This window comes from Streptomyces sp. 549 (assembly GCF_030124175.1).
Taxonomy (GTDB): Bacteria; Actinomycetota; Actinomycetes; order Streptomycetales; family Streptomycetaceae; genus Streptomyces.
The window spans coordinates 100,729-121,822 of record NZ_JASKMT010000017.1; the positions used below are offsets into that span (position 1 = coordinate 100,729).

General features: G+C 67.5%; 18 protein-coding genes, 1 tRNA gene and 1 pseudogene. 16 read left to right on the top strand and 4 right to left on the bottom strand.

The window, feature by feature from the left end; all coding sequences use genetic code 11:
* Window positions 1-157: 157 nt before the first annotated feature.
* Window positions 158-2,569, top strand: coding sequence for a transglycosylase domain-containing protein (locus QNO07_RS19120; protein WP_283993389.1), 2,412 nt, complete (start codon window positions 158-160; stop codon window positions 2,567-2,569).
* 116 nt (window positions 2,570-2,685) lie between these two features.
* Here the strand turns inward: QNO07_RS19120 and QNO07_RS19125 are convergent, their stop codons facing one another.
* Window positions 2,686-3,150 carry a GatB/YqeY domain-containing protein gene (locus tag QNO07_RS19125; protein WP_283993390.1) on the bottom strand — a complete coding sequence of 155 codons (465 nt, stop codon included), beginning with the start codon at window positions 3,148-3,150 and terminating at the stop codon, window positions 2,686-2,688.
* 225 nt (window positions 3,151-3,375) lie between these two features.
* Here QNO07_RS19125 and QNO07_RS19130 point away from each other — a divergent pair, with 225 nt between their 5' ends.
* The 9 genes from QNO07_RS19130 to QNO07_RS19175 all read left to right on the top strand — a co-directional run bounded on the left by QNO07_RS19130 (window position 3,376) and on the right by QNO07_RS19175 (window position 14,971).
* On the top strand, window positions 3,376-4,302 hold the full coding sequence (locus QNO07_RS19130) for a metallophosphoesterase (RefSeq protein WP_283993391.1): 927 nt from the start codon (window positions 3,376-3,378) through the stop codon (window positions 4,300-4,302).
* 129 nt (window positions 4,303-4,431) lie between these two features.
* A tRNA-Pro gene (locus QNO07_RS19135) sits at window positions 4,432-4,505 on the top strand.
* Between the two features lie 172 nt (window positions 4,506-4,677).
* The gene (locus QNO07_RS19140; RefSeq protein WP_283993392.1) at window positions 4,678-5,124 is read left to right on the top strand and encodes a very short patch repair endonuclease; all 447 of its coding nucleotides are present in this window, start codon (window positions 4,678-4,680) and stop codon (window positions 5,122-5,124) included.
* 224 nt (window positions 5,125-5,348) lie between these two features.
* Window positions 5,349-7,901: a Z1 domain-containing protein gene (locus QNO07_RS19145; protein WP_283993394.1), complete on the top strand. Its 2,553-nt coding sequence runs from the start codon at window positions 5,349-5,351 to the stop codon at window positions 7,899-7,901.
* Window positions 7,898-8,917, top strand: a complete 1,020-nt coding sequence (locus tag QNO07_RS19150) for a PD-(D/E)XK motif protein (RefSeq protein WP_283993395.1) — start codon at window positions 7,898-7,900, stop codon at window positions 8,915-8,917. Before QNO07_RS19145 ends, QNO07_RS19150 begins: the two co-directional genes overlap by 4 nt.
* Window positions 8,914-10,878 (top strand): hypothetical protein, encoded by a 1,965-nt coding sequence (locus tag QNO07_RS19155; RefSeq protein WP_283993397.1) that lies wholly within the window; start codon window positions 8,914-8,916, stop codon window positions 10,876-10,878. Before QNO07_RS19150 ends, QNO07_RS19155 begins: the two co-directional genes overlap by 4 nt.
* Window positions 10,875-11,774 (top strand): hypothetical protein, encoded by a 900-nt coding sequence (locus QNO07_RS19160; RefSeq protein ID WP_283993398.1) that lies wholly within the window; start codon window positions 10,875-10,877, stop codon window positions 11,772-11,774. Before QNO07_RS19155 ends, QNO07_RS19160 begins: the two co-directional genes overlap by 4 nt.
* A complete protein-coding gene (locus tag QNO07_RS27580) occupies window positions 11,771-13,603 on the top strand; it encodes a DNA cytosine methyltransferase (protein WP_349636852.1) in 1,833 nt (610 codons plus the stop codon). Before QNO07_RS19160 ends, QNO07_RS27580 begins: the two co-directional genes overlap by 4 nt.
* 9 nt (window positions 13,604-13,612) lie before the next feature.
* Complete coding sequence (locus tag QNO07_RS19175) at window positions 13,613-14,971, top strand: DNA cytosine methyltransferase (protein ID WP_283993399.1); 1,359 nt, start codon at window positions 13,613-13,615, stop codon at window positions 14,969-14,971.
* 84 nt (window positions 14,972-15,055) lie between these two features.
* Here QNO07_RS19175 and QNO07_RS19180 read toward each other — a convergent pair.
* A pseudogene (locus QNO07_RS19180) lies at window positions 15,056-15,508 on the bottom strand (transposase family protein); the annotation flags it as partial.
* Window positions 15,509-15,523: 15 nt separating this feature from the next.
* Between QNO07_RS19180 and QNO07_RS19185 the strand changes: the two are divergent.
* The 6 genes from QNO07_RS19185 (at window position 15,524) to QNO07_RS19210 (ending at window position 19,469) form a co-directional block, all read left to right on the top strand.
* A complete protein-coding gene (locus QNO07_RS19185) occupies window positions 15,524-15,805 on the top strand; it encodes a hypothetical protein (RefSeq protein ID WP_283993401.1) in 282 nt (93 codons plus the stop codon).
* A 318-nt stretch (window positions 15,806-16,123) separates the two neighbouring features.
* A complete protein-coding gene (locus QNO07_RS19190) occupies window positions 16,124-16,528 on the top strand; it encodes a hypothetical protein (RefSeq protein WP_283993402.1) in 405 nt (134 codons plus the stop codon).
* Between the two features lie 243 nt (window positions 16,529-16,771).
* Window positions 16,772-17,242 carry a DUF5994 family protein gene (locus QNO07_RS19195; protein ID WP_349636854.1) on the top strand — a complete coding sequence of 157 codons (471 nt, stop codon included), beginning with the start codon at window positions 16,772-16,774 and terminating at the stop codon, window positions 17,240-17,242.
* Window positions 17,243-17,281: 39 nt separating this feature from the next.
* Entirely contained in the window at window positions 17,282-18,025 is a 744-nt protein-coding gene (locus QNO07_RS19200) for a GAF and ANTAR domain-containing protein (protein ID WP_283993405.1), read from the top strand.
* An 85-nt stretch (window positions 18,026-18,110) separates the two neighbouring features.
* Entirely contained in the window at window positions 18,111-18,830 is a 720-nt protein-coding gene (locus QNO07_RS19205; protein WP_283993406.1) for an ANTAR domain-containing protein, read from the top strand.
* Window positions 18,831-19,037: 207 nt separating this feature from the next.
* Window positions 19,038-19,469 (top strand): STAS domain-containing protein, encoded by a 432-nt coding sequence (locus QNO07_RS19210; protein WP_283993407.1) that lies wholly within the window; start codon window positions 19,038-19,040, stop codon window positions 19,467-19,469.
* A gap of 108 nt (window positions 19,470-19,577) precedes the next feature.
* Here the strand turns inward: QNO07_RS19210 and QNO07_RS19215 are convergent, their stop codons facing one another.
* Both QNO07_RS19215 and QNO07_RS19220 read right to left on the bottom strand, forming a co-directional pair.
* Window positions 19,578-19,970 (bottom strand): hypothetical protein, encoded by a 393-nt coding sequence (locus QNO07_RS19215; RefSeq protein ID WP_283993408.1) that lies wholly within the window; start codon window positions 19,968-19,970, stop codon window positions 19,578-19,580.
* A 361-nt stretch (window positions 19,971-20,331) separates the two neighbouring features.
* Window positions 20,332-20,862, bottom strand: coding sequence for an ATP-binding protein (locus QNO07_RS19220; protein ID WP_283993409.1), 531 nt, complete (start codon window positions 20,860-20,862; stop codon window positions 20,332-20,334).
* Window positions 20,863-21,094 lie beyond the last annotated feature (232 nt).

Consider the following 21,094-nt stretch of genomic DNA (forward strand, 5'->3'; position numbering starts at 1 on the left):
GATTTCTCCTGGCATATGACGCCATTACAGGACGGCTCTCATCACCCACAGGAGTGATGCGCACGAGGTCGCAAAGCAGTCCTGTTCCCGAAGGTGTCCTACAGAGTAGGCGAACAGATGCGCCCCTGTCCGGCGTTTGAGAACGTAGGCTGCCCTCATGGCAAACAAGCGCTCGGGCGGTGGGCTGTCGGCGACCCAGCAGGCCGCCAAGTTCCTCGGTGTCAGCGTCCTGTCGGGCGCGGTACTGGCGGGCATCGCCCTTCCCGCGGTCGGCATGGCCGGGCTGGCGGCCAAGGAGACCGCACAGGGTTTCGAACACATTCCCACTGACCTCAAGCGCCCGCCGCTGAGTCAGAAGACCCGCATCCTGGACGCCGAGGGCGGCCTGATCGCCGACGTCTACTCCCGCAACCGCACAGTTGTGCCCCTCGACGAGATGTCGCCGTGGGTGCGGAAGGCCATCGTCGCCATCGAGGACGCACGCTTCTACGAGCACGGCGCGATCGACCTCAAGGGCGTGCTGCGTGCCGCCAACCGCAACGCCCAGGAGGGCGAGGTCGCCGAGGGCGCGTCGACGCTCACCCAGCAGTACGTGAAGAACGTCTTCGTGGAGGAGGCCGGCGACGACCCCGACAAGGTCGCCCAGGCCACCCAGCAGACCATCGGGCGCAAGATCAAGGAACTGAAGTACGCCATCCAGCTCGAACAGGAGCTGAGCAAGAAGAAGATCCTGGAGAACTACCTCAACATCACCTTCTTCGGCCAGCAGACCTACGGTGTGGAGGCCGCCTCGCAGCGGTACTTCTCCAAGCCGGCCAAGGACCTGGAGGTGGAGGAGGCCGCCCTGCTCGCCGGGATCGTGCAGTCACCCAGCCGGTACGACCCGGTCAACGACGAGCAGGAGGCGACGAAGCGCCGCAACACCGTGCTTCAGCGCATGGCCTCCAACGGCGACCTCACCGCCAAGCAGGCCGCAGCGGCGAAGAAGAAGCCGCTCGGCCTCAAGGTGAGCCGCCCCCAGAACGGCTGCATCACCGCCAGAATGGACGCTGGCTTCTTCTGCGACTACGTCCGCCAGGAGTTCCTGCGCAACGAGGCGTTCGGCCGCACCGACAAGGAGCGCGCGGCCCGCTGGCGGCAGGGCGGCCTGACGATCAAGACCACGCTCTCGCCGAAGGCGCAGAAGGCCGCCGCCTCCGCCGCGTCCAGCAAGGTCAACAAGTCGGACAAGATCGCCGCGTCCGTCGTCTCCGTGCAGCCGGGCACCGGCAAGATCCTCTCGCTGGCGCAGTCCCGCCCGTACGGCACGGAGCAGGAGGACAACGAGACGGTGATCAACCTGGCCGTCGACAACCGGATGGGCGGCTCCTACGCGGGCTTCCAGGTCGGCTCGACGTTCAAGCCGATCATCGCCGCCGCGGCGCTGGAGAAGGGCATCAGCCCCGCCGAGACGTTCAGCAGCGACTGGAAGACCGAGTTCGACCAGGCCGACTTCCGCACCTGCGACAACAAGACCTACGGCCAGGGCCCCTACCCGGTGCAGAACGAACTCCAGTCGGAGAAGGGCACCTGGGACATGACCAGCGCCCTGGGCAAGTCCATCAACACCTTCTCCATCGACCTGCTGAAGAAGGCCGGTCTCTGCGAGACCGCGACGATGGCGAACAAGATGGGCGTGCGCAGCGGCACCGGCAAGGTCCTGGAGGCCCGCCCCTCCATGGGGCTGGGCGCCCTGGAGAGCACGCCGCTGTTCATGGCCAACGCCTACGCCACCTTCGCCAACCGCGGCACGTACTGCACCCCGATCGCCATCGAGTCCGTGAAGGACGCCGAGGGCAAGAAGATCAACCCGCCGAACAGCAAGTGCGGCCGGGTGATGTCGGAGCGCACCGCGGACACCGTCAACCAGATCCTCAAGGGCGTCGTCGAGGACGGCACCGGCACCCGGGCCGGACTCACAGGGCGCGACAACGCCGGTAAGACGGGCACCACCGAGCGCCGCCGCGACGCCTGGTTCGTCGGCTACACGCCGGACCTGTCCACCGCGGTGTGGACGGGCTCCGACGGCGCCAACAAGATCGACATGTTCAACATCACCATCGGCGGCCAGTACTACGACAAGGTCTGCGGTGGCTGCCTGCCCGGCCCGATCTGGCGCTCGGCGATGACCGGTGCGCTGGAGGGCGTCGACGCCACTCCGTTCAACTCGGTCAACGTGCCGCGCGGCAAGTCCGGTGACGACAAGGAGGACGAGGGCGGTGAGGGCGACGCCGGTGAGGGCGACAACCGTCCCGGCAACCGCACCGGCAACCGTCCCGGTGGCGGGGCCCAGGACCCCGGTGAGCCCGTGATCACCCTGCCCCCGGGCCTCTTCGGCGGCGGCGACAACGGCGGCAGCGACGGCGGTGGCGGCGACAGCAACGGCGTGTCCACCGGCGGTACCGGCGGGAACGGCGGCTGGGGCGGCGGAACCGGCGGAGACACCACCGGCGGCAACGGCGGCGGTGACGGCGGCGGCTGGAACAACGGCGGCGGAGACGGCGGCCCCGGCTGGCCCGCCCCCCGCTGACGACCCCGCCACGTGCCACTCACGCCGAAGGGCGCCCTCCCACCGGGAGGGCGCCCTTCGGCGCGTGTGTTCCTCTGCTGCCTCAGCCCGCGAGCTGCTTCAGCCCGCGTCCTGCTTCAGCCCGCGAGCGCGCGCTTGACCGCGGCGGCCACCCGGCCGCCGTCGGCCCGCCCGGCGATGCGCGGGTTCACGATCTTCATCACGGCACCCATCGCTCGCGGCCCCTCGGCCCCGCCCGCCCGGGCCTCCGCGACGGCGTCGGCGACGAGGGAGTTCAGCTCGTCGTCGGACAGCGGCTTCGGCAGGTACTCCGCCAGCACCTCGCCCTCGGCCAGCTCCCGCTCGGCGGACTCCGCCCGGCCGCCCTGGGTGAACGCCTCGGCGGCCTCCCGGCGCTTCTTCGCCTCCCGCGCGACGATCTTCTCGACCTCGTCGTCGGACAGCTCCCGCGCCGTCGTCCCCGCGACCTCTTCCTTCTGGACAGCGGTCAGCGTGAGCCGCAGCGTCGAGGAGCGCAGTTCGTCACGCGCCCTGATCGCGGCGGTCAGGTCGTCCTTCAGCTTCGCCTTGAGCGTGGTCATGGCAGCCAGTCTGCCAGCATCCACCCCGTCCGCCGTACCGATATACCCCGTGTACACCCCGCGCCGCCCGCCCCTGACAGGCGTCCAGCGCGTCCTGGGGCGCCCCGGTCCCGCCCCTTCCCCGTCCCGGCCCCTTCCCTTCCCCGCCGCCGTCGCCGTCGAACGCGGTGGTCCTCGCCGCCGGGCGGCGCCGTACGGACGGCGGGCTTCTGCGACGATGGGAGGATGCGCGCGCGATACGGACTTCCCCTGGGCATCACGGCACTTGGCGCGGCCTGCGCCGGCTACGCGGTGGCGGTGGAGCCCCGCCTCTTCCGGCTGCGACGAGTCACCGTCCCGGTGCTGCCCCCGGGCATGCGCCCGCTGCGGCTGCTGCAGGTGTCCGACATCCACATGGTGAGCGGCCAGCGCAGGAAGCAGCGGTGGCTCCAGTCGCTCGCCGGCCTCCGCCCCGACCTGGTCGTCAACACCGGCGACAACCTCTCCGACCCGGAGGCCGTGCCTGAGCTGCTCGACGCGCTCGGCCCGCTGATGGAGTTCCCCGGCGCCTACGTGTTCGGGTCCAACGACTACTACGGCCCCCGGCCGCGAAACCCCGGACGGTACCTCCTGGAGAAGGCCAGCGGCCGGCACGGCCTCAACGGCAACCCGCCCGTGGTCGGCGCCGTCCACAACCCGTGGGAGCCGATGCGGGACACCTTCGAGGCGGCAGGCTGGGTGGGGCTCACCAACACCCGTGGGCGCCTCAAACTGGAGAGCGGCGACCTGGCTCTGACCGGCCTCGACGACCCGCACATCAAGCGCGACCGCTACGGCGAGGTCGCCGGCGGCCCCGACCCGGACGCCGACGCCTCACTCGCCGTGGTCCACGCCCCCTATCTGCGGGCCCTCGACGCCTTCGCCGCCGACGGCTACCCGCTGATCCTCGCCGGGCACACCCACGGCGGCCAGCTCCGCATCCCCTTCTACGGCGCCCTCGTCACCAACTGCGACCTCGACACCGCGCGGGTGCAGGGCCTCTCCGCCCACCACGCCGGCGGCCACCGCGCCTACCTGCACGTCTCCGCCGGCTGCGGCGCCAACCGCTACACCCCCATGCGCTTCGCCTGCCCTCCGGAAGCCACCCTGCTCACCCTCACCGAACGCCCCTGAGTACCCGCTCCCGGACCGTCCCCGGGCAACCCCGCGCCCTTCCACGACCCGGTCGGGGCCCGGCCGTCACCGCCCCGAAACCGGATTTCGCGCCAGCGCCACGGTGGGCTAAAGTAATGCTCGTTGCTTCGGGGTGTGGCGCAGCTTGGCAGCGCGCTTCGTTCGGGACGAAGAGGTCGTGGGTTCAAATCCCGCCACCCCGACAGAGGAAACACCAGGTCAGGGGCCTGATCCGCGAGAGCGGGTCGGGCCCCTGAGTGGTTTGTGAGGGCGACACGGGTTCACGGCAGGGGCATCGCTCAGTGTCGCTCCGCGAGATCCGCGCCTCTCTGGGCAGGGATCGGGCCCACGTTCTGTCGGTGCCAGACTGGGCTCATGGCACCGACAGCATCGACGCCGGCTGTGGCATCGCGCATGAGTCGTCAGCCGTCCCGAGACACGGCACAGGAACTGGCTGTTCGACGCTTGTTGCACGGCCGCGGGCTTCGGTATCGGCTGCACGTGCGGGTACCTGGCATGCCGCGTCGGACGATCGATGTCGCATTCGGAGGCCTCAGGGTCGCGATCTTCTTCGATGGCTGTTTCTGGCACGGCTGTCCGGTCCACGCCACAAGCCCGCGGGCGAACGCGGAATGGTGGCGCTCCAAGCTCGACCGGAACATGGCGCGCGATCGTGAGACGACGGAGCATCTGCTCTCCGAGGGGTGGATGGTCCTCCGGTTCTGGGAGCATGAGCCGGCGGACGATGCCGCACGGCGGATCGCCCTGGCCGTCGACTCAAGACGGTCGTCAGGGGCGCACACACCCCGCGCTCGACGGTGATGCGTCGCCCGCCGCGTGCGGCTGAGCAGCAGGCCGAGCGTGCTCGGGACGGCCTGCACCGCTTGGGTCGGAAGTTCGACAACCACGTGGGCCGACGTTGTATAAGTAACGTGCCGGTACGCGCTCCGGGGGCTGTCGTCCACGGCAAGGGCGCCCGGGGTGGGCGCACGGCGCCGGGGGCCGGTTCGGGCCCCGGCGAAAGAGAGCGGGGGAAGCCGAAGGCCATGTCGGACGCATTCGATGACAATTACGACACATTCAAGGCGTTCCTGGACCTGTTCTCCCCTCCTGAAGCGGTCAAGCGCATGGAGCAGCTCAGGATTCCGCAGGACATCATCGAGCGGGTCCGCGAGCGGCACGAGCAGGAGACGCTCCGCATCAAGGAGCTCGAGGAACCGCACGCAGTGGTCCTCGGCAACCGGGACACCTGGTACACCGGGCCGCAGACCAAGGACAAGTGTTGGCCGGCGATCGTGGAGGAGCTGCGCAAGGACGGCTGGCCGCAGTCCCCTGCGATCGACGATCTCGACAATTCCTCGACCCGTGTCGTCTCGCTGCTGAACCACCCGAAGGAGAAGTCGTTCTCCACCAGGGGACTGGTGGTGGGCTACGTGCAGTCGGGAAAGACCACGAACTTCACGTCCGTCATGGCGAAGGCCGCGGATCGTGGTTACAAGCTGTTCATCGTCCTGGCGGGCATCCACAACGGTCTTCGGCGCCAGACACAAGCCCGCCTTGTGCAGCAGCTGGTGGAACCGAATCCCGCGCTCTGGTCGCAGCTGACAGGTCTCGAAAAGGACTTCACGCCGACGGAGAATCCGGCCTCGTACTTCGGAAAGAGCAACAAGACCCACGTTCTCTGCGTGGTGAAGAAGAACGCCACGGTCCTGCGCAAGCTCGCCCGCTGGTTGGCGAAGGCATCCGACTATCTCGGGGACTGCCCGGCCCTGATCATCGATGACGAGGCCGACCAGGCCACTGTCGCCACGAAGTCGATCAACCCGCTCATCCTCAGCATCATGGCCAGCCTGCCGAGGTCCGCCTACGTCGGGTACACGGCCTCTCCGTTCGCCAACCTGCTCATCGACCCGAGTGCTCAGAACCTTTATCCCAAGGACTTCGTCGTCAACCTCCCCAAGCCCACTGGTCACTTCGGGACGGAGGTTCTGTTCGGGCGGTACGCGCTCGACGGCGAGGACCCGGAGCAGGTCGACGACGGGCATGACATGATCCGGTCGATTCCTGAGGCCGAGGTCTCGTGCGTACGCCCGGAGACAAAGGCCGACGTCGAAGAGTTCGAGCCCTTCATCACTGAAACCCTCCGGGCTGCGGTGGAGTACTTCTGGCTGGTCACAGCTGCTCGCCGTGTCCGGGGCACCGGTAATCCGCACAACACGATGTTGATCCACACCAGCGTCAACACCTCTGTGCACAACAGTTTCAAGAGGCCGTTGCAGCATCTCCGCGACACTGCTGCCCGGTCACTCGAGGATCCCGCCCACCTCGCCCGGCTGCGTGATCTCTGGGAGCAGGAGAACGCACGGGTCCCGGCGGAGGAATTCGGCGAGACACGCGTGGAGTTCGAGCGATTGGTCGAAGAACTTCCCGGAGTTCTCCGTAGCTGCCGCGTCATCATGGACAACTCGAGCAGCGAGGATCGCCTGGACTACGAGAACGGTCCTGTCGTGGCCATCGCGGTGGGCGGCAACACGCTGTCCCGAGGTCTGACCTTGGAAGGACTGTCGGTCAGCTACTTCGTCCGAGCCGTCTCGGCGTACGACACCCTCCTGCAGATGGGTCGTTGGTTCGGCTTCCGGAACGGGTACGCCGATCTGCCCCGCATCTGGATGACGGACGAGTTGGCGGAGTGGTTTCGGCATCTGGCCACGGTCGAGACCGAGATGCGCCGTGACATCGATGTGTACATGACCGAGGATGAGACCCCGCTCACCTTCGCTGTCCGGCTGCGCACGCACCCTGCTCTGCGCGTGACCGCTGCAGCGAAGATGCGAGACGCGATCACGGCGGCCTCCTCGTACGGCGGGAAGCGGGTGCAGACTCACTACTTCCACACCGATGCGGAGTGGCTGATCGAGAACATCGCCGCGGCTCGCGCCTTGGTCGCCTCGTCCCTCGCGCATGCAAGCACGGTCGACGAGCGCCCTGCCGATGGGCGATACGTCTTCCACGAGGTGCCCCACGACCTTGTGATCCACTTCTTGTCGTCCTACAAGTTCCACGAAAGGTCCCCGGAGAACGACGCCGACCTGATTATCAGTTACATTCGCAAGCGTGTCTCCACCGTCGGCTCCCTGCAGCGGTGGAACGTGGCGATCGTCGGCAATCCGAAGGGTGAGGACTTCGCGTTCGCGCCCGGGGTATCCGTCGGCCTCAACACCCGCGCCCGGCTGGCCGTCACCAACCCGGTTCCGGACTTCGCCGACATCAAGACCCTGATGAGCCGCCGTGATGCAGGTGTGGATCTGGAGGGTGACGTGGGGAGTCTGACGGACGACGGCATCATGGAACTGCGTCGCCGTCTCCTGCCGAACACCGGCCTTCTGGTCCTCTACCCCATCGACAAGGTGTCCGCGCCGACCCCGTCGAAGAAGCTGCGTGCACCGTTGAACGCCGAGGAGCACGTCATCGGCATCGGGCTGGTGTTCCCCAAGCCGACGCACGAGGACAGCGCAGTGGAGAAGTACATCTCCGCGGACCTTGCCAACGTACGGATCGAGGATGAGGACTACAGCGCCCTCGACAGTGAGGAGGCATGAGCGAGGACGCACTGCGTCGACTTCTCGACACGAAGTGGGCCGCACTCGACGCCGAGCAGGTGTCCCACGAGCGGCGCATGCGAGTCTCCGAGCTGCCCGCCGTGGGCGCCCAGGGACCGCTGGCCGTTGCCGTCGACCACGGAGGGCACCGCCACCTGTTGGTTCCGATCCACGCGAACCGCAAGGTACGACGAGGGCTGGACGGCCCCGTGCTGCACATGCGCAAGCGTCCGCTCGAGGACGCGGACACGTATCAGCACTACGTCGATCTGGCCTGCCTCAGGTCTGACCTCGACGATCTGTTCACGGACATGTGCGTCGATGTGCTGGAGGCCGTGAAGGCCTCGCCCGGGAACCCGGTCAGAGCCCTCTACGGAGTTCTGGATCGATGGAAGGCGCTCTTCCAAACGCAGGGGCCTCCGTTGAGTGTCGAGCAGCTTGCCGGCCTGTTCGGCGAGTTGACGCTTCTCAACCGCTTGCTCGAAAGGGACCCGAGTGCGCACCGGCTCTGGCTCGGGCCCACCGGCCATCGTCACGACTTCTCCGCCGCGACGAACGCCGTCGAAGTCAAGTCCGGGCTTGCCAGGGAAGGGCGGAGGCCGCGGATCCATGGGCTCGACCAGCTCGAGGCGCCCGAGGGCGGCACACTCGGCCTCGTCTGGTTCCGACTGCAGCGTGCCGGAGCATCCGGTACCGCCCTTCCGGACCTGGTCGATCGGGCCCGAGGTCTGTGCGACGACGAGTCCGCGCTGATCGGGCTGCTCGCAGCCATCGGGTATCACGCGTCCCAGATGGGCGTCTACCACGAGGTGCGCTTCGTCGTCGCCGAGGAGTGTTGGTACCGGGTCGATGCCGGCTTCCCCGGCCTGACGGGCCGGGACCTTGTCGCCGCCGGTGTGCCGGTGTCGGTGCTGGACGTCGAGTACACGATCGACCTGTCCGGGAGGACGCCGCCGGCCCTGCCACCGGATGAGATCTCGCAGATCATCGATGCAATGCTCGAGGAGTCCGTGTGACGGCGCCCCGTTGGTTCTCCCAGCCCTACCCGCCGGAGGGCGCAAGTGCTGCCGAGGGCATCCGCAACCAGCTCGGTCGCCCCGAGCTGGACCTGCTCACGATCTTGGTCCGTGAGTCCGCCCAGAACAGTTGGGACGCCCGGCGCCCGGGGTCCGCCGACGTGGTCGACTACGGCATCGACATCTGGACGGTCGGCGCGGGGCACGCCAACGCATGGCGTGAGTTGCTGCTCGCAGGTGCACCTCCCGCAACGAAGGCCTTTCCCCTGCACGACAGCCTCAAACGGGGCACGATCCAGGTCCTCGCCGTCTCGGACAGAGGCACCAGGGGGTTGGGGGGACCGACGCGGGCCGATACGGCAGTGGGTCCCGATCGTGACTTCGTTTCCTTCGTCCGCAACATCGGCGAACCGCGGGAAACACCATTGGGCGGTGGCACCTACGGATTCGGCAAAGGCATCTTCTACCTGTTGTCGAAGTCCGGGACGGTGCTCGTGCATTCGCGATGCCGGACGGCGCGAGGTCTGGAGACCAGGTTGATCGGCTGTGCTCTGTGGAAGAGCTACGTCGCCTCCGGGGCCCGGGGCGATCGGCGCCACACGGGCCGGCACTGGTGGGGTGACACCTCAGGTGACCTCGTCGAGCCCCTGATCGGACGGGAGGCGGAGGCGGTGGCTCGACGCCTGGGCCTCAAGCCTTTCGGGGAGGACGAGACCGGTACCAGCATCGTGGTGGTCGATCCGCATCTCGACGAGCTGGAACCCCACGCAGCAGCCGACTACCTTGCCGAGACAATATCCTGGCACCTCTGGCCGAAGATGCTCTCCCACGGGGCCGCGCCGCCGGCCATGCGTTTCTCCGTCCGCTGCAACGGCATGCCTCATCCGGTACCTGACCCCCGCGAGACACGACCGCTGAACCTGTTCGTTTCTGCCCACGCGAAAATGAGCGGCCCGGACGGTCAGGATCTCGCATGCGGTAATCCGAAGCGTCATTTGGGGCGACTCGGTCTGGTCAAGCGGACGATGCCGCCCCTGGAACCGTCCCGTGCATCCCGCATGCTCGGGGTGGAGGACCTCGTGCACCACGTATGCCTGATGAGGCCCGCCGAACTGGTCGTCACCTATCACGCCGGCCCGAAGCCTCCGAGTGAGAACCTCGGGTACGCGGGAGTCTTCCGGGCGGACAAGTCGATGGACGAGATCTATGCGAAGGCGGAACCTCCCACACACGATGCTTGGCATCCCCAGTCGCTGGAGAGGCCCGAGAGCACCTTCGTGCAGACGACGTTCCGACGCCTCTCGGAAGCGCTGGAAGGTCTGCTCACACTCGGTGGTGTCGCACGCCCCGGCAGCAGTGAGGTCGCGTTGGGGGCAGCCAGTACTTTCTTCTCGGGCCTGGTCGGCGGTGCGTGGGGAACGGGAGGCGACACCGCGTACTCGAAACCGGGCAGCACTGTCAGACGTCCTCCCCGGACCGGCCCGGGGAGCGCGGACCCCGGAACCACGGCCGGAGGACTCACTCCCGACGCGCGAACGGCGTTCCCGTCGGACCACAGCAGTGCCGTTGACCCGTCGACCGACCCGACTGCGCCGAGCCGCGGGACGGAGGGTGCCGTCCGCAGGCGTCCGCGTGTCCAGTATGTCGGCGATCCCTACTTCGACGATCGAGGCGAGGACTCCTTTCTCGTCCAGGAATTCTGCCTGCCGGTTTCCGGGCCGCAGCGGGTTCGCGTCGATCTCGCCGTCACGCTCCCCGGCACCGGCGGCCGTGAGACGGACCCCCCGGTCGGCGCCAGCATGCCCACGCTCGTCGGGTGGGAGGACGCTGGTGGGCGTCTGACCACCTCCGAGACATGCGTGATCGGGGGCGGTGAGTCGGTGTGGCGCGCGTTGGTCCGTCCGGCTCCCGACACCATGACCGAGATCACGGTCAAGGTCGAGGCGGTGCAGACCCCATGACCCGACGTGTGCTTCCGTACCGGTCTCCGTCCGAGGACATCGTCGTCGCGAGCGGCTGGTCACTCGTGACCGAGGACGGCGAGGTGCCCCTGCCGGAGTCGCTGCCGGACTGGGACTACCGCATGGACATCCGCCTGCGCAGGAGTGTCCAGGTCGATCTCGATGAGGCTCGCGCCCAGTCGGGTCTCCCGAGTGGCACGGCGCTCGTGCTCGCCACCGTGTGGACCGCCACTGGATCCAATCTCAGCGGCCCCGCGCAACGCGTACGTCTGACCGGCTCCGCCACGACCACCGTTGTCCTGGACGTCACGCTTTCAGGAGCGGACCTCGGAGGCCTTCTCATCCTCGACACCGTGCTGGTGCTCGCGGAGCGGCGCACCGACGCCCGTCCGTCCTCTCCCCGGAGAGCCGGGTCCATTCTGTGGAGCCGGCGCGAGTCGCTCCGCCTCCAGGGTGATGCTCCTCAGTTCCCCATGGCGGTGATCGACTTCTCGCGCACTTCCTTCCCGGACGATGCCGCTTGGCATCTGCAGATCAGCGGGGGGCTGGCAAGCGCCACCATGGGCTCGCTGCTTCTTCTGGTGAATGAGCGGAACCTGATCACCGCCGGGGCCTTCGAGAACGCCGGTAAGCCTCGGCTGGCCGATCGGATCGTCCTTTCGGCGGTGTATGCCGACACAGCCCGGACCATGGTCGAGCACGCGCTGGGCACCGACGAGTTCGCCGAGGACGCCGACTTCCCGGAGGGGTCGTTGGGGGCCACCCTGCTCAGCTTGTTCGACCGGCTCTTCCCGGGACAGTCGATCAACGATCTCCGCCTGCGCCGGAGCCAGTCACCCGCGCTGTTCGCCTCCGACCTCCAAGCGGCGGTCAAGATGTTCGAGGTTTCGCGATGAGTTTCCTGTACCCTCGGCTCCTCGTCGACCAGGCTCGCCCGCTCTACGAGGAATACCAACAGCTCTCGATCTCCGAACTCACCGGTCGGGTTGCTGAGTCGCATGACTCCGCGGTGTACGTGGCCACCGGCGGCGATCGTGTGTCCACGGCTCAACTGAAGAAACTTCGCGCCGAGGTGGTGGCGCTGGCGGAGGAGGCCGGGTTCCCTGGCGAGTCCGACCGTTCCCGGAACGCCGAGTTCGACCTGCGGCTCGCCGCACTGCTGCATGCAGGGACGGGCATGGTCCCGGCCGAGGCGGCGTCCCGTGACGTGTGGGCCTTCCTGGCACTCGTCCTGCTTCCGGACGTCGCCCATTGGCGCTACCCGAAGCCGCCCAAGGACCGGTTGCTCGCCACGGACCTTACCCGGCACGTGTTCGGACGGCTGTGGTGGCGTGCCCAACTCGTCCGAGCTCCCGACAGTACCGATCCCTACGGAGCCCTGGCCATCCTCGGCGAGGCGGCGTTCGACCAGATCTACGCACGCCGCGCGGCACTCGGCGGCAGCCCCCATCTGGTGCGCGCCATCCTCCGTGTGTGGGACGATTTGGACCTGACCGGTCTGAACGAACGAAAGGCACTTCAGGACTTCCTCAAGAGGCTGCTGCGTCTCGCGCCGTTCGTTCTCTTCGATGCCCTGGAAGAGCACGCGCTTGATGCGGAGTTGGCAGCGGTCGCCCAGGAATCCGTCCACGCTCAACGCCTGGCGCCGGCCCGGGTGGACGAGGGAGGCCGCGAGAGGTCCGGACCGACACCGTCGACGGGTACCTCCCTGATCCGGCGCCTCTTCGCACCCACGGAAGGACTCGAGGTCGAGTCGACCGGGCCGACAGAAGGCCGCCGTTTCAGTTCGGTCGAGATCTGCGCCGGCGCGGGAGCCCAGGCGCTCGGATTGGAGCGTGCCGGGTTCGATCCCGTCCTGTTGATCGACATCAAGGCCGATGCCTGCTTCACGATCGATCTCAACAGGCCCGACTGGGACGTGATCTGTATGGATGTCGCGGACTTCCAGCCGAGCGTCCGCCCTGAGACGGTAGGGGTCGATCTGCTCAGTGGTGGCCTGCCGCGTGTGGCCTCCGTGGCTGCTGCCGGCCGCAGCGATGACTCCGAGGAGCGCAGGGTGCTCTTTGCGGCGGTTGCGCTGGCGTGCGACATGGCGCCGAGGGCACTTCTCCTGGAAAATCTCCCTGACCTGGTCGAGAGCACTGAATTCGCGGACGATCGATCGGTCATCGAAATGCGACTCCTCGAAGCCGGCTATCGTTCGGACTGGCGGGTGCTCAACGCCGCAGATTTCGGAGTTCCGCAGAATCGCAGGAGCGGGTTCCTGGTGGCCCTGCGGGAACCGTATTTCTCCCGGTTCTCCTGGCCTGCACCCGATGGCTCCCCTCCGCCGACGGTGGGTGAGGTCCTCGGACCCTCCATGTCTGCGCTGGGTTGGCCGGGCGCGGCACGGTGGATCAGGAATGCGAACCGTGCGGCGCCCCCGCTCGTCGGGGGTTCGGATCGCCGTGGTGGGGCCGATCTCGGACCGACCGGTAGCAAGAAGGCGTGGGCAGGGCTGGGAGTGAACGGGCTCAGCCTCGGTGATGTGCCCCCGGATGTGCACTTTCCCGCTGAGGGGCAGCCCAGGCTCACTGTCGACCAGGCCGCGATGGTGCAGTCGATCCCCGAGGACTGGCGGTTCTTCGGCGGCAAAACGTCACGCTACCGTCAGATCGGTCACGCCATGCCACCGCCGCTGGCTGCAGCCGTGGGACGGGCTCTCGCCGCCGCTCTCGACAGCTAGGATCGCCCCATGCACGCGCCTGGACCGGTCACCCCGGAGCCCATCACGGTTGTTGACCTCTTCAGCGGTTGCGGGGGCTTCACTCAAGGGTTTCACGAGTTCCGTCCGGAGGGCCGCCACCAAGCGGGTCCGGTCTTTCGGAGCATCGCGGCGGTCGAGCACGATCGCTCCGCGGCTGCCACCTTCGCCATGAACTTCGGCAGCGGCAGACGAGACACAGCACTTCCTCCCAGTCGGATCCACTTCGGTGACATCGAGGACTGGAAACCGACACCCGAAGCACTCCACGCGGACGTTGTGGTCGGCGGCCCCCCCTGCCAGGGATTTTCTGCCCTGAACCGCGACAAGAAGGGGTCCGAGCGCAATCGGCTCTGGGAGGAGTACGTCCGTATCGTCGCCGAGATCCGTCCCAAGGTGTTCGTGATCGAGAACGTCGATCGTTTTGTCAAGTCGGATGAGTTCTGCAACCTGTTGCGGGAGGTCGAGAAAGGGGGCAAGCTGGCCGACTACCGCTTGGTCGATCCGCCTGGCCATCGACCGGGTGAGACGCACGAGGAAAAAGTCAAGCGCTATCTCCTGAATTCCGCGAATTACGGATCGGTGCAATCCCGCCGGAGGGCCATTGTCATCGGTGTCCGTCGTGACGCCGGAGACGGGCGCACGCTGTCCTACCCCTCGACGACACATGTCAGGCGCCCTCGGGAGCGAAAGTCGTCCGCAGCGCTTCCCCGCCCACTCGACGGTGTTGCCGTGGTGTCTTCGTACTGGCAAGCCGTGGACAGCGTGCTGAACGAATCCTCCCGGCTCACGATCGGAGGAACCGAACTGCCGGATGTCAAGGATTACATCGAAGAGGTCAACTCGGTTCTCCCCGGCCCCTTCAGTACCGGTGACCTTCATATTGGCCGCAACCCGGAACCTCTTTCTCTGGCCCGCTACCGCGTGATTCCTGCCGGCGGTAATCGCAAGGATCTCCGCGAGAAGTGGTTCACGGTCACCGAGCGTGGTGAGATCCGCATCTTCGACACGGACAACCCTGTAGGAGTGAAGACTGCGGTCAGGTATCTGTCGACCGAAAGCTGGGACAACCACACCACCGGCACCGGGGACGTGATGGGCCGTCTCCGACTCGGCGAACCCTCCGTGACCATCCGAACGGAGTTCTTCAAGCCGGAAAAGGGGCGTTACCTTCACCCGACGGAACCGCGCCCGATCACCCATTACGAGGCTGCCCGCATCCAGGGATTCCCCCTCGACTTCCGCTGGTGTGGATCGAAGACTGAGATCGCACGGCAGATCGGCAATGCTGTGCCCATCCCTCTGGGCACAGCTATTGCATCGGCGATCCATTCCTTCTTGCGGGGCTGACCTGGGCGTTGGTCTGCTTCCCGCTCCACGCCGTCGGTTACGGCCGACTCAGCGATCGGGCGGTTCTTTAGGGCTTGCCGGGAATCAACACGCCGGTTTGATCTTGGTTTCGTCGGTGTCGAGGAACCTGGCGACGTCTTCCGGTGTGTGGAAACGGGCGGTTGAGGGGGTGAGGTGGACGCCATGCGCTTCCAGGAGCGGTCGGACGTCTTGCGCTGCGCGGCTGATGGTCATGGCGGTGGTGTTGAAGCGCTGACCCAGGAGCTCCATGGGCGCGAGTTTTCGCAGGTGGAGCACGGTGGCCAGGACTCGGTCAACTGATGTGAGCTTGGCTTTGGCACCTGCGTCGGGGGCAACCAGGCGCTCGTGGCCTCGACGCGTACGGAGTACTCGCTCACGCTGAATCTCCATCTCTGGAATCAACGCGTCGATGACTTGGCCGAGCTGCCGGCGGGTCATCCCGGTCAGTTCCGGGTTCTGGAGTGCATGCCGTGTGAGGTGTGTGGGTCGGTCCGCCAGGGCCTCGTCCGGTGTGCTGTGGTGACGTCGCCGATGATCCTGGTTGAGGCGTACGACGGCAGAACGACGGAACAACGCTGGGACTGGGTACTGTCCCGGCTTCAGGTCGTCGACATCGGGAAGGACGAGGCCCGTCAGGCACGCCGGCTCCTGGCCGACGCCAAGTTGCACGGCCACAAGTACGCGATCGACGCCGTGCTCGCCGTGCTCGCCGTGATCGCGCGACAGCAGAAGGGGCAGGTCACCGTCTTCACCTCGGACATCGACGACCTGGAGAAGCTGGTCCCGGACACGATCGTCGTCAAGAAGGTGTGACCCGACCCGCGCCTCAAGGGCCCGCAGCAGTTGGGATGCCACCAGCCCGGGAGTGGGACATCCCGCACGGCTTCAAAGCCCGGTCCAGGCCAGGACCCGGGGGAGCTTCATCTGACGGGCGGTGACCATGGTTCGTGAGGAGGGCCTGCAGCGCCGGCTCGCGACGTGTTGGTCACGCCGTACCGTTCGCAGCCTTTCGGGTCGCGGTGGGCGGGGGCCCGTCATAGCCTGAGAAGCTTCGTCCACACCCAGGGCGGGCGCGGCGGGCGCCAGCCAGTTGAAGTCGCTATGTGAAAGGCGACAAGCACGGGAGGCGATATGACCGATCCGCTGGTGATCCTTGAGCAGGCGCGTCGCGGTCCGGTGCCGGTGGATTGGCACGTCTTCACCAAGAAGCGCGGCAAAGTGTCCGGCTTCCTTCGCGGGACAGCGGGTGATCCGGACCCGCTGCTGGTCATCACCCCTGACGGCGCCATCGAATACACGGACGAAGGCAAGCCGCTGACGGTCGTTGATTTCCACGAACTGGCTGACATGACGCTACAGGTGCGCGGAAGCAGCTTCTCTGACAGCTCTATCGTGCGTCTTACCGTATGGGTCGACCTCAGCTACCGCGACGGTAGAAAGGAAAAGTGGCGATCCAAGCCCTTCGCGGACGACATGCGGACGATTCAGGGATTCATCGAGGCGTACGGCGCCCATAAGGCGCTTCGAGGACGGTAGGCACTGTTCGATGCCGGGGCAGCGGTGAGTACCGACCGAGTACCGACCCTGTGGACCGTCCCTGGACCCATCCGGAACGAGGCAGAGGTCCGCCGGTGACGGTCGGACCGGCGGGGCCGGGACCGTCGCAGGAGTACGCTGGCTGCACCGAGGGCATTTCTTGATCGGCTGCTCTGCCGGTATCTCTCTCGGTCGGTAACGCCGGGCCAGCTCCACCGGGTCCGGGGACAGGCCAACGCCATGATGGTGATCACCGAGCGGCACGTGCCCACCCGACCGGTCGCCAGGCTCTCCGGTCACCTACCGGTCCGCCTCTCGCTCCGGCCCCCGGGCCCGCTCTCCGGACTGCTCGACGGCGCCTGGTGGCCGCGCCGCCGCGACCTCACTCGTGGACTTCCGTCCCTGACGGGTCTGTTGAACCCACCGTGGGGGCGGATCGCGCGCGGCATGGCCGACTCGGATGCGCCCACCCGTACGCAGACGTCGGCGCGGGCGACGGAGGGAGGTGCGCGGCTGCTCCCGTTGGCGCGATCGGCGGGAGGCGACGGCCACGGAGCTCCACGGGCCGTCGGTGTCATGCCGTCGACCGGTGGGGGCTCGGCGCACCCGCAGCCGCCATCTGCCTCCTTCTCGCGACCAGGCGCCCCACGGGTTAGCTGGCAATTGCGTCTTGAAGAGGCGAGTGTGGTTGCAGCAGGAGTCAGCCACCTGTGAGGTGCTCTTTCCGGACTATTCCTTGGAGGTGAGTGGGGCGTGCCTGAGATTCCACGTGAGGCGCAGTTGGCAGCCGCATTCGTCGACCTCGCGGACACGCTGGTGCGGGACTTCGACGTCATCGGATTCCTGCACACGCTCGCCGAGCACTGCGTGGCGCTGCTGGACGTGACGGCGGCCGGCGTGCTGCTCGCCACTCCCAGCGGTCAGCTGGTGGACGCCGCGGCCTCGGATGAGCGCACCCGCCAGCTGGAGCTGGCCAGCATCGAATGGGACGAGGGCCCCTGCCGGGACTGCTTCCGGACCAGGAAGCAGGTGCCTGACGTGGAGCTGGAGACCCTGGCGGCACGGATGCGGTGGCCGCGGTTCGCGCCGCGGGCCGTGGAGGCGGGTTTCACCTCTGTCGTCGCGGCCCCGCTCCGCCTGCACGACCAGGTGATCGGGGCCCTGAACCTGTTCCGGGACCGGCCTGGACCGCTGGACGAATCCCAGGTGCGGCTGGGGCAGGCGCTGGCAGACACCGCCACCATCGGCGTGCTGCAACAGCGCGCGGTGAGCGAGCAGATGACGGTCACCGCACAACTGCAGGCCGCCCTGGACAGCCGCATCCTCATCGAACAGGCCAAGGGCTATCTGGCGCACCGCCGCGACACTGGCGTCGAGGAGGCGTTCAGCCTCATGCGCCACCACGCCCGGGACCACCAGATGCGGCTCACCGAGCTTGCCCGCCAGATCCTTCAGGGCACTGCCGACCCGTCCCTCCTGCAACGGCGCGATCGGTGATGTGCCCGCCCATCGGTGCTGACTGGTGGGCCGGCCGCCGCCTGATCTGTCTGCCACCCGCAACGTGCGCAGGGGGGTGGCTTCGGTGACCCATCGGGCGATGGCCGACTACCTGCGCGCCCTCAGTTCGCACACCGGGCCGGGCCTGGCACCGCTGCCCCTCGCGGCCTGCGCGGACATACTCGGTCTGGACGGCCTCGCCCTGCTGCTGGCGCCGGGAGGCGACGCTCCCGAACTGGTGCAGTCGTTCGGTGACCACACGCGCGCCCTGGAGGATCTGCAGCGCGTCCAGGGCCAAGGCCCCAGCCTGGACGCCGCCCACCACGGGGCCCCGATGCTGCTCCCGGACGTGGCCGACACCTCCGCGTTCGCCACCGACCGCTGGCCCGGCCTGTCGGGCGCCATCGAGGCACTGGACGTGCGCGCGGTGTTCTCCTTCCCGCTGCGCATCGGGATCATCGCACTTGGTGCCCTCACCGGCCACCGTGCCCGCCCCGGCGCGCTGACCACCGAACAGCTCACCGACGCCTTCGGCCTGGCCGACACTGTCGCACGGGTCACCGTCGCGGTCGCCGCCCGTGCCGAGAGCTCCGGCATTCCGCTGCCGGACGATCCCGGCCTCCACTTCGCGGAGGTCCACCAGGCCACCGGCATGCTCGCGGCCCAGCTGGAAACCGGATGCGACCATGCCCTGGTGCGGCTGCGCGGCCACGCCTTCAGCCACGACCGGTCTCTCCTGGACGTCGCCCGTGACGTGCTGGCCCGCCGACTGCACCTGCACGACGACGAAGGCGAACCTTCCTGACGTGCCCGGCGGTGCCGTCTGCCGGGAGGCTTGCGCCCCAGGGTGTCCGGTCCTGTCGCCGTAGCCGCATTGCCGTCACATCCGCAGTTCTTCGGAACTTACCCGGCGGTAGGCAGGGACTGCCCGCTAGCCTTGTCGGTAGTGCCGACCCGGACCCCGTTGGCAGCCGGTCCCTGTGGACCTCCGCCTCCGGAGAGATGGGTCGCCATGACCCCACCCCCTGACGCCGCCTGCGTCCGAGAAGTCCGCCCGTACGGGGACTCCACCCTGGTGGTCCTGTGCGGTGAGATCGACCTCTGCACCGCCATCGGCGTCGCCGAATCCCTCGACGCCCTCACCCACACCGGCACTGCCGACCTGTTGATCGATCTGCGCTCGGTCGGCTTCATCGACTGTGCCGGTGTCCGGCTCCTCGACCGCATCCGAGCCCGAACCAGCGACCGACGCGGGCGCCTGCGCCTGATCTGCGTCCCCGGTACGACACTGGACCTGCTCCAACATCCCTGTCTGGAACTGGACTTCGTCATTCTGGACCGGCTCCCCGCAGTCACACCCGCACCCGCGTCCGTCGCAACGCCCGCGACCACCCCCGCAACCGCTTCGGCGCCACCACCTGACGACAGGACCATCGTTGCCTGATGCGGCACGAGCTGACCAGTGAGCGCTACCTGCCCCTGGCGGCGGCGAACACGGCGGGATCGGCCCACTCGGGGTCGACCCCGCCGTCTGCACGGTGTGGATCTTGGATCAGTACTTGTAGCGAAGGTTCGCTTTTACATCTACCACCGCGTGCCGCTTCGCCTGGATTCGAACCGGCTTGCTCTTGTTGACATTGGGGTTCTTCCAAATGAGCGTGTAGCCGCCTCCCGGTGAGACCTGCTTCTTGGTCGCAAGCGCATTGCCGCTGGTGTCAGTGAGGCGCAGCGACACCTTCTTGCCGCCGGAGGAAACCAGCTTCACGCTGATCTTGCCCTGCGCGGGCACACTGGCGGGCTGGTAGTACACGCAGTAGATCCATCCGGCGTTGTGCAGAGTGCACTTCGTGTCCTTGACGACGGCCGAGGCTGTCTGGGTGAACAGAAGCCCCGTGCTGACTAGGGTGGTAGCGGCCACCAGACCGACGCGCCCAAACTTCTTCATAGAGGTATTCCTTGGTGCGTGCGCAGCTCGGCAGGCTGGTTCCCGCCGACGGGGAAAATCCTGTCAGGCGGCCAACCGATTCGACGTACTCTCCCTCGCCCCTGGGATCTTCTGGGACGTTGATGCGCTGACCTGCTGGGATGCGGCTGAGGGTGACTACATCGCGGGATCGGGACGGCGCGCTGGGCCGTTGTGGGACGTCCTTGCCGGCAACTGGAGCGCGGACTCGCGGTTCCGTCGGCGAACCAGGGCGGCGACCCGCCCCGGAGGCCGAGGACGGCGGCGATCGGGTCCAAGAGATCGCTGGGCTCTCCCCGTTGATGACGACCCGGCCCGTTGATGTGACTCGGCTTGCCGCAACTCAGGTAGCGGAAACAGCTGACGTCCTGGTTGAGACCTCCGCCCAGATGGTCTTGCCGACGGGGTGGCGAGGCGTGGAGCCCCAGCGTACGGACAGGATGTCGACCAGGAGCAGGCCGCGGCCCGACTCACAGTCGAGGGAGGACGAGGGCGGCACCATGGGCGGCCGTCTGGTGGCGGCTGCGTCGCAGACCTCGATCCGGACAAGGCCGGAGACCGTGTCGAGGACGAGCCGCAGGCGGCAGACATGGCCCCGCACGCGGCCGTGCTGCACGGCGTTCGCGGCGAGTTCACCCACGACGAGGGCGACGGTGCACGACGCGTCCGACAGCGGCGAGAAACCCCACTCCCTCATGCGTCGCACGGCCAGGCGCCGGGCGAACTGCGCGCCTCGCGGCGTGGAGGCGAACCGGGTCGCGAGTGCGGGCGGTTGGGCGAGCCCTTCCTGGCCGGACTCGGCTGCATTCGCCGCGAAGGCCGCCTCGGTGGCCGGTCGCGGGTCTTCGCCCGAGGTGGTCGTTCCTGTCAGCACAGTCTGTCCGTCCTTGCCTGTCGAACTCAGGGATGCCCGCGAGTGCGCGAGTCGTCACGTTCTGTACCCAATAGTGGAGGGGTAGCCCTACGCTCGGAAGGTGACGCAGCCTTACCTTTCGGTCCGTAAGGGATGGAAGTGACGCCTTGGCCAACGAAATCGATCCCAGTGAGCGTTTCCGATCTACGCTCTGGGGAGTGAAGATCGTTTCTGCATGACCGCGAGGATGGCG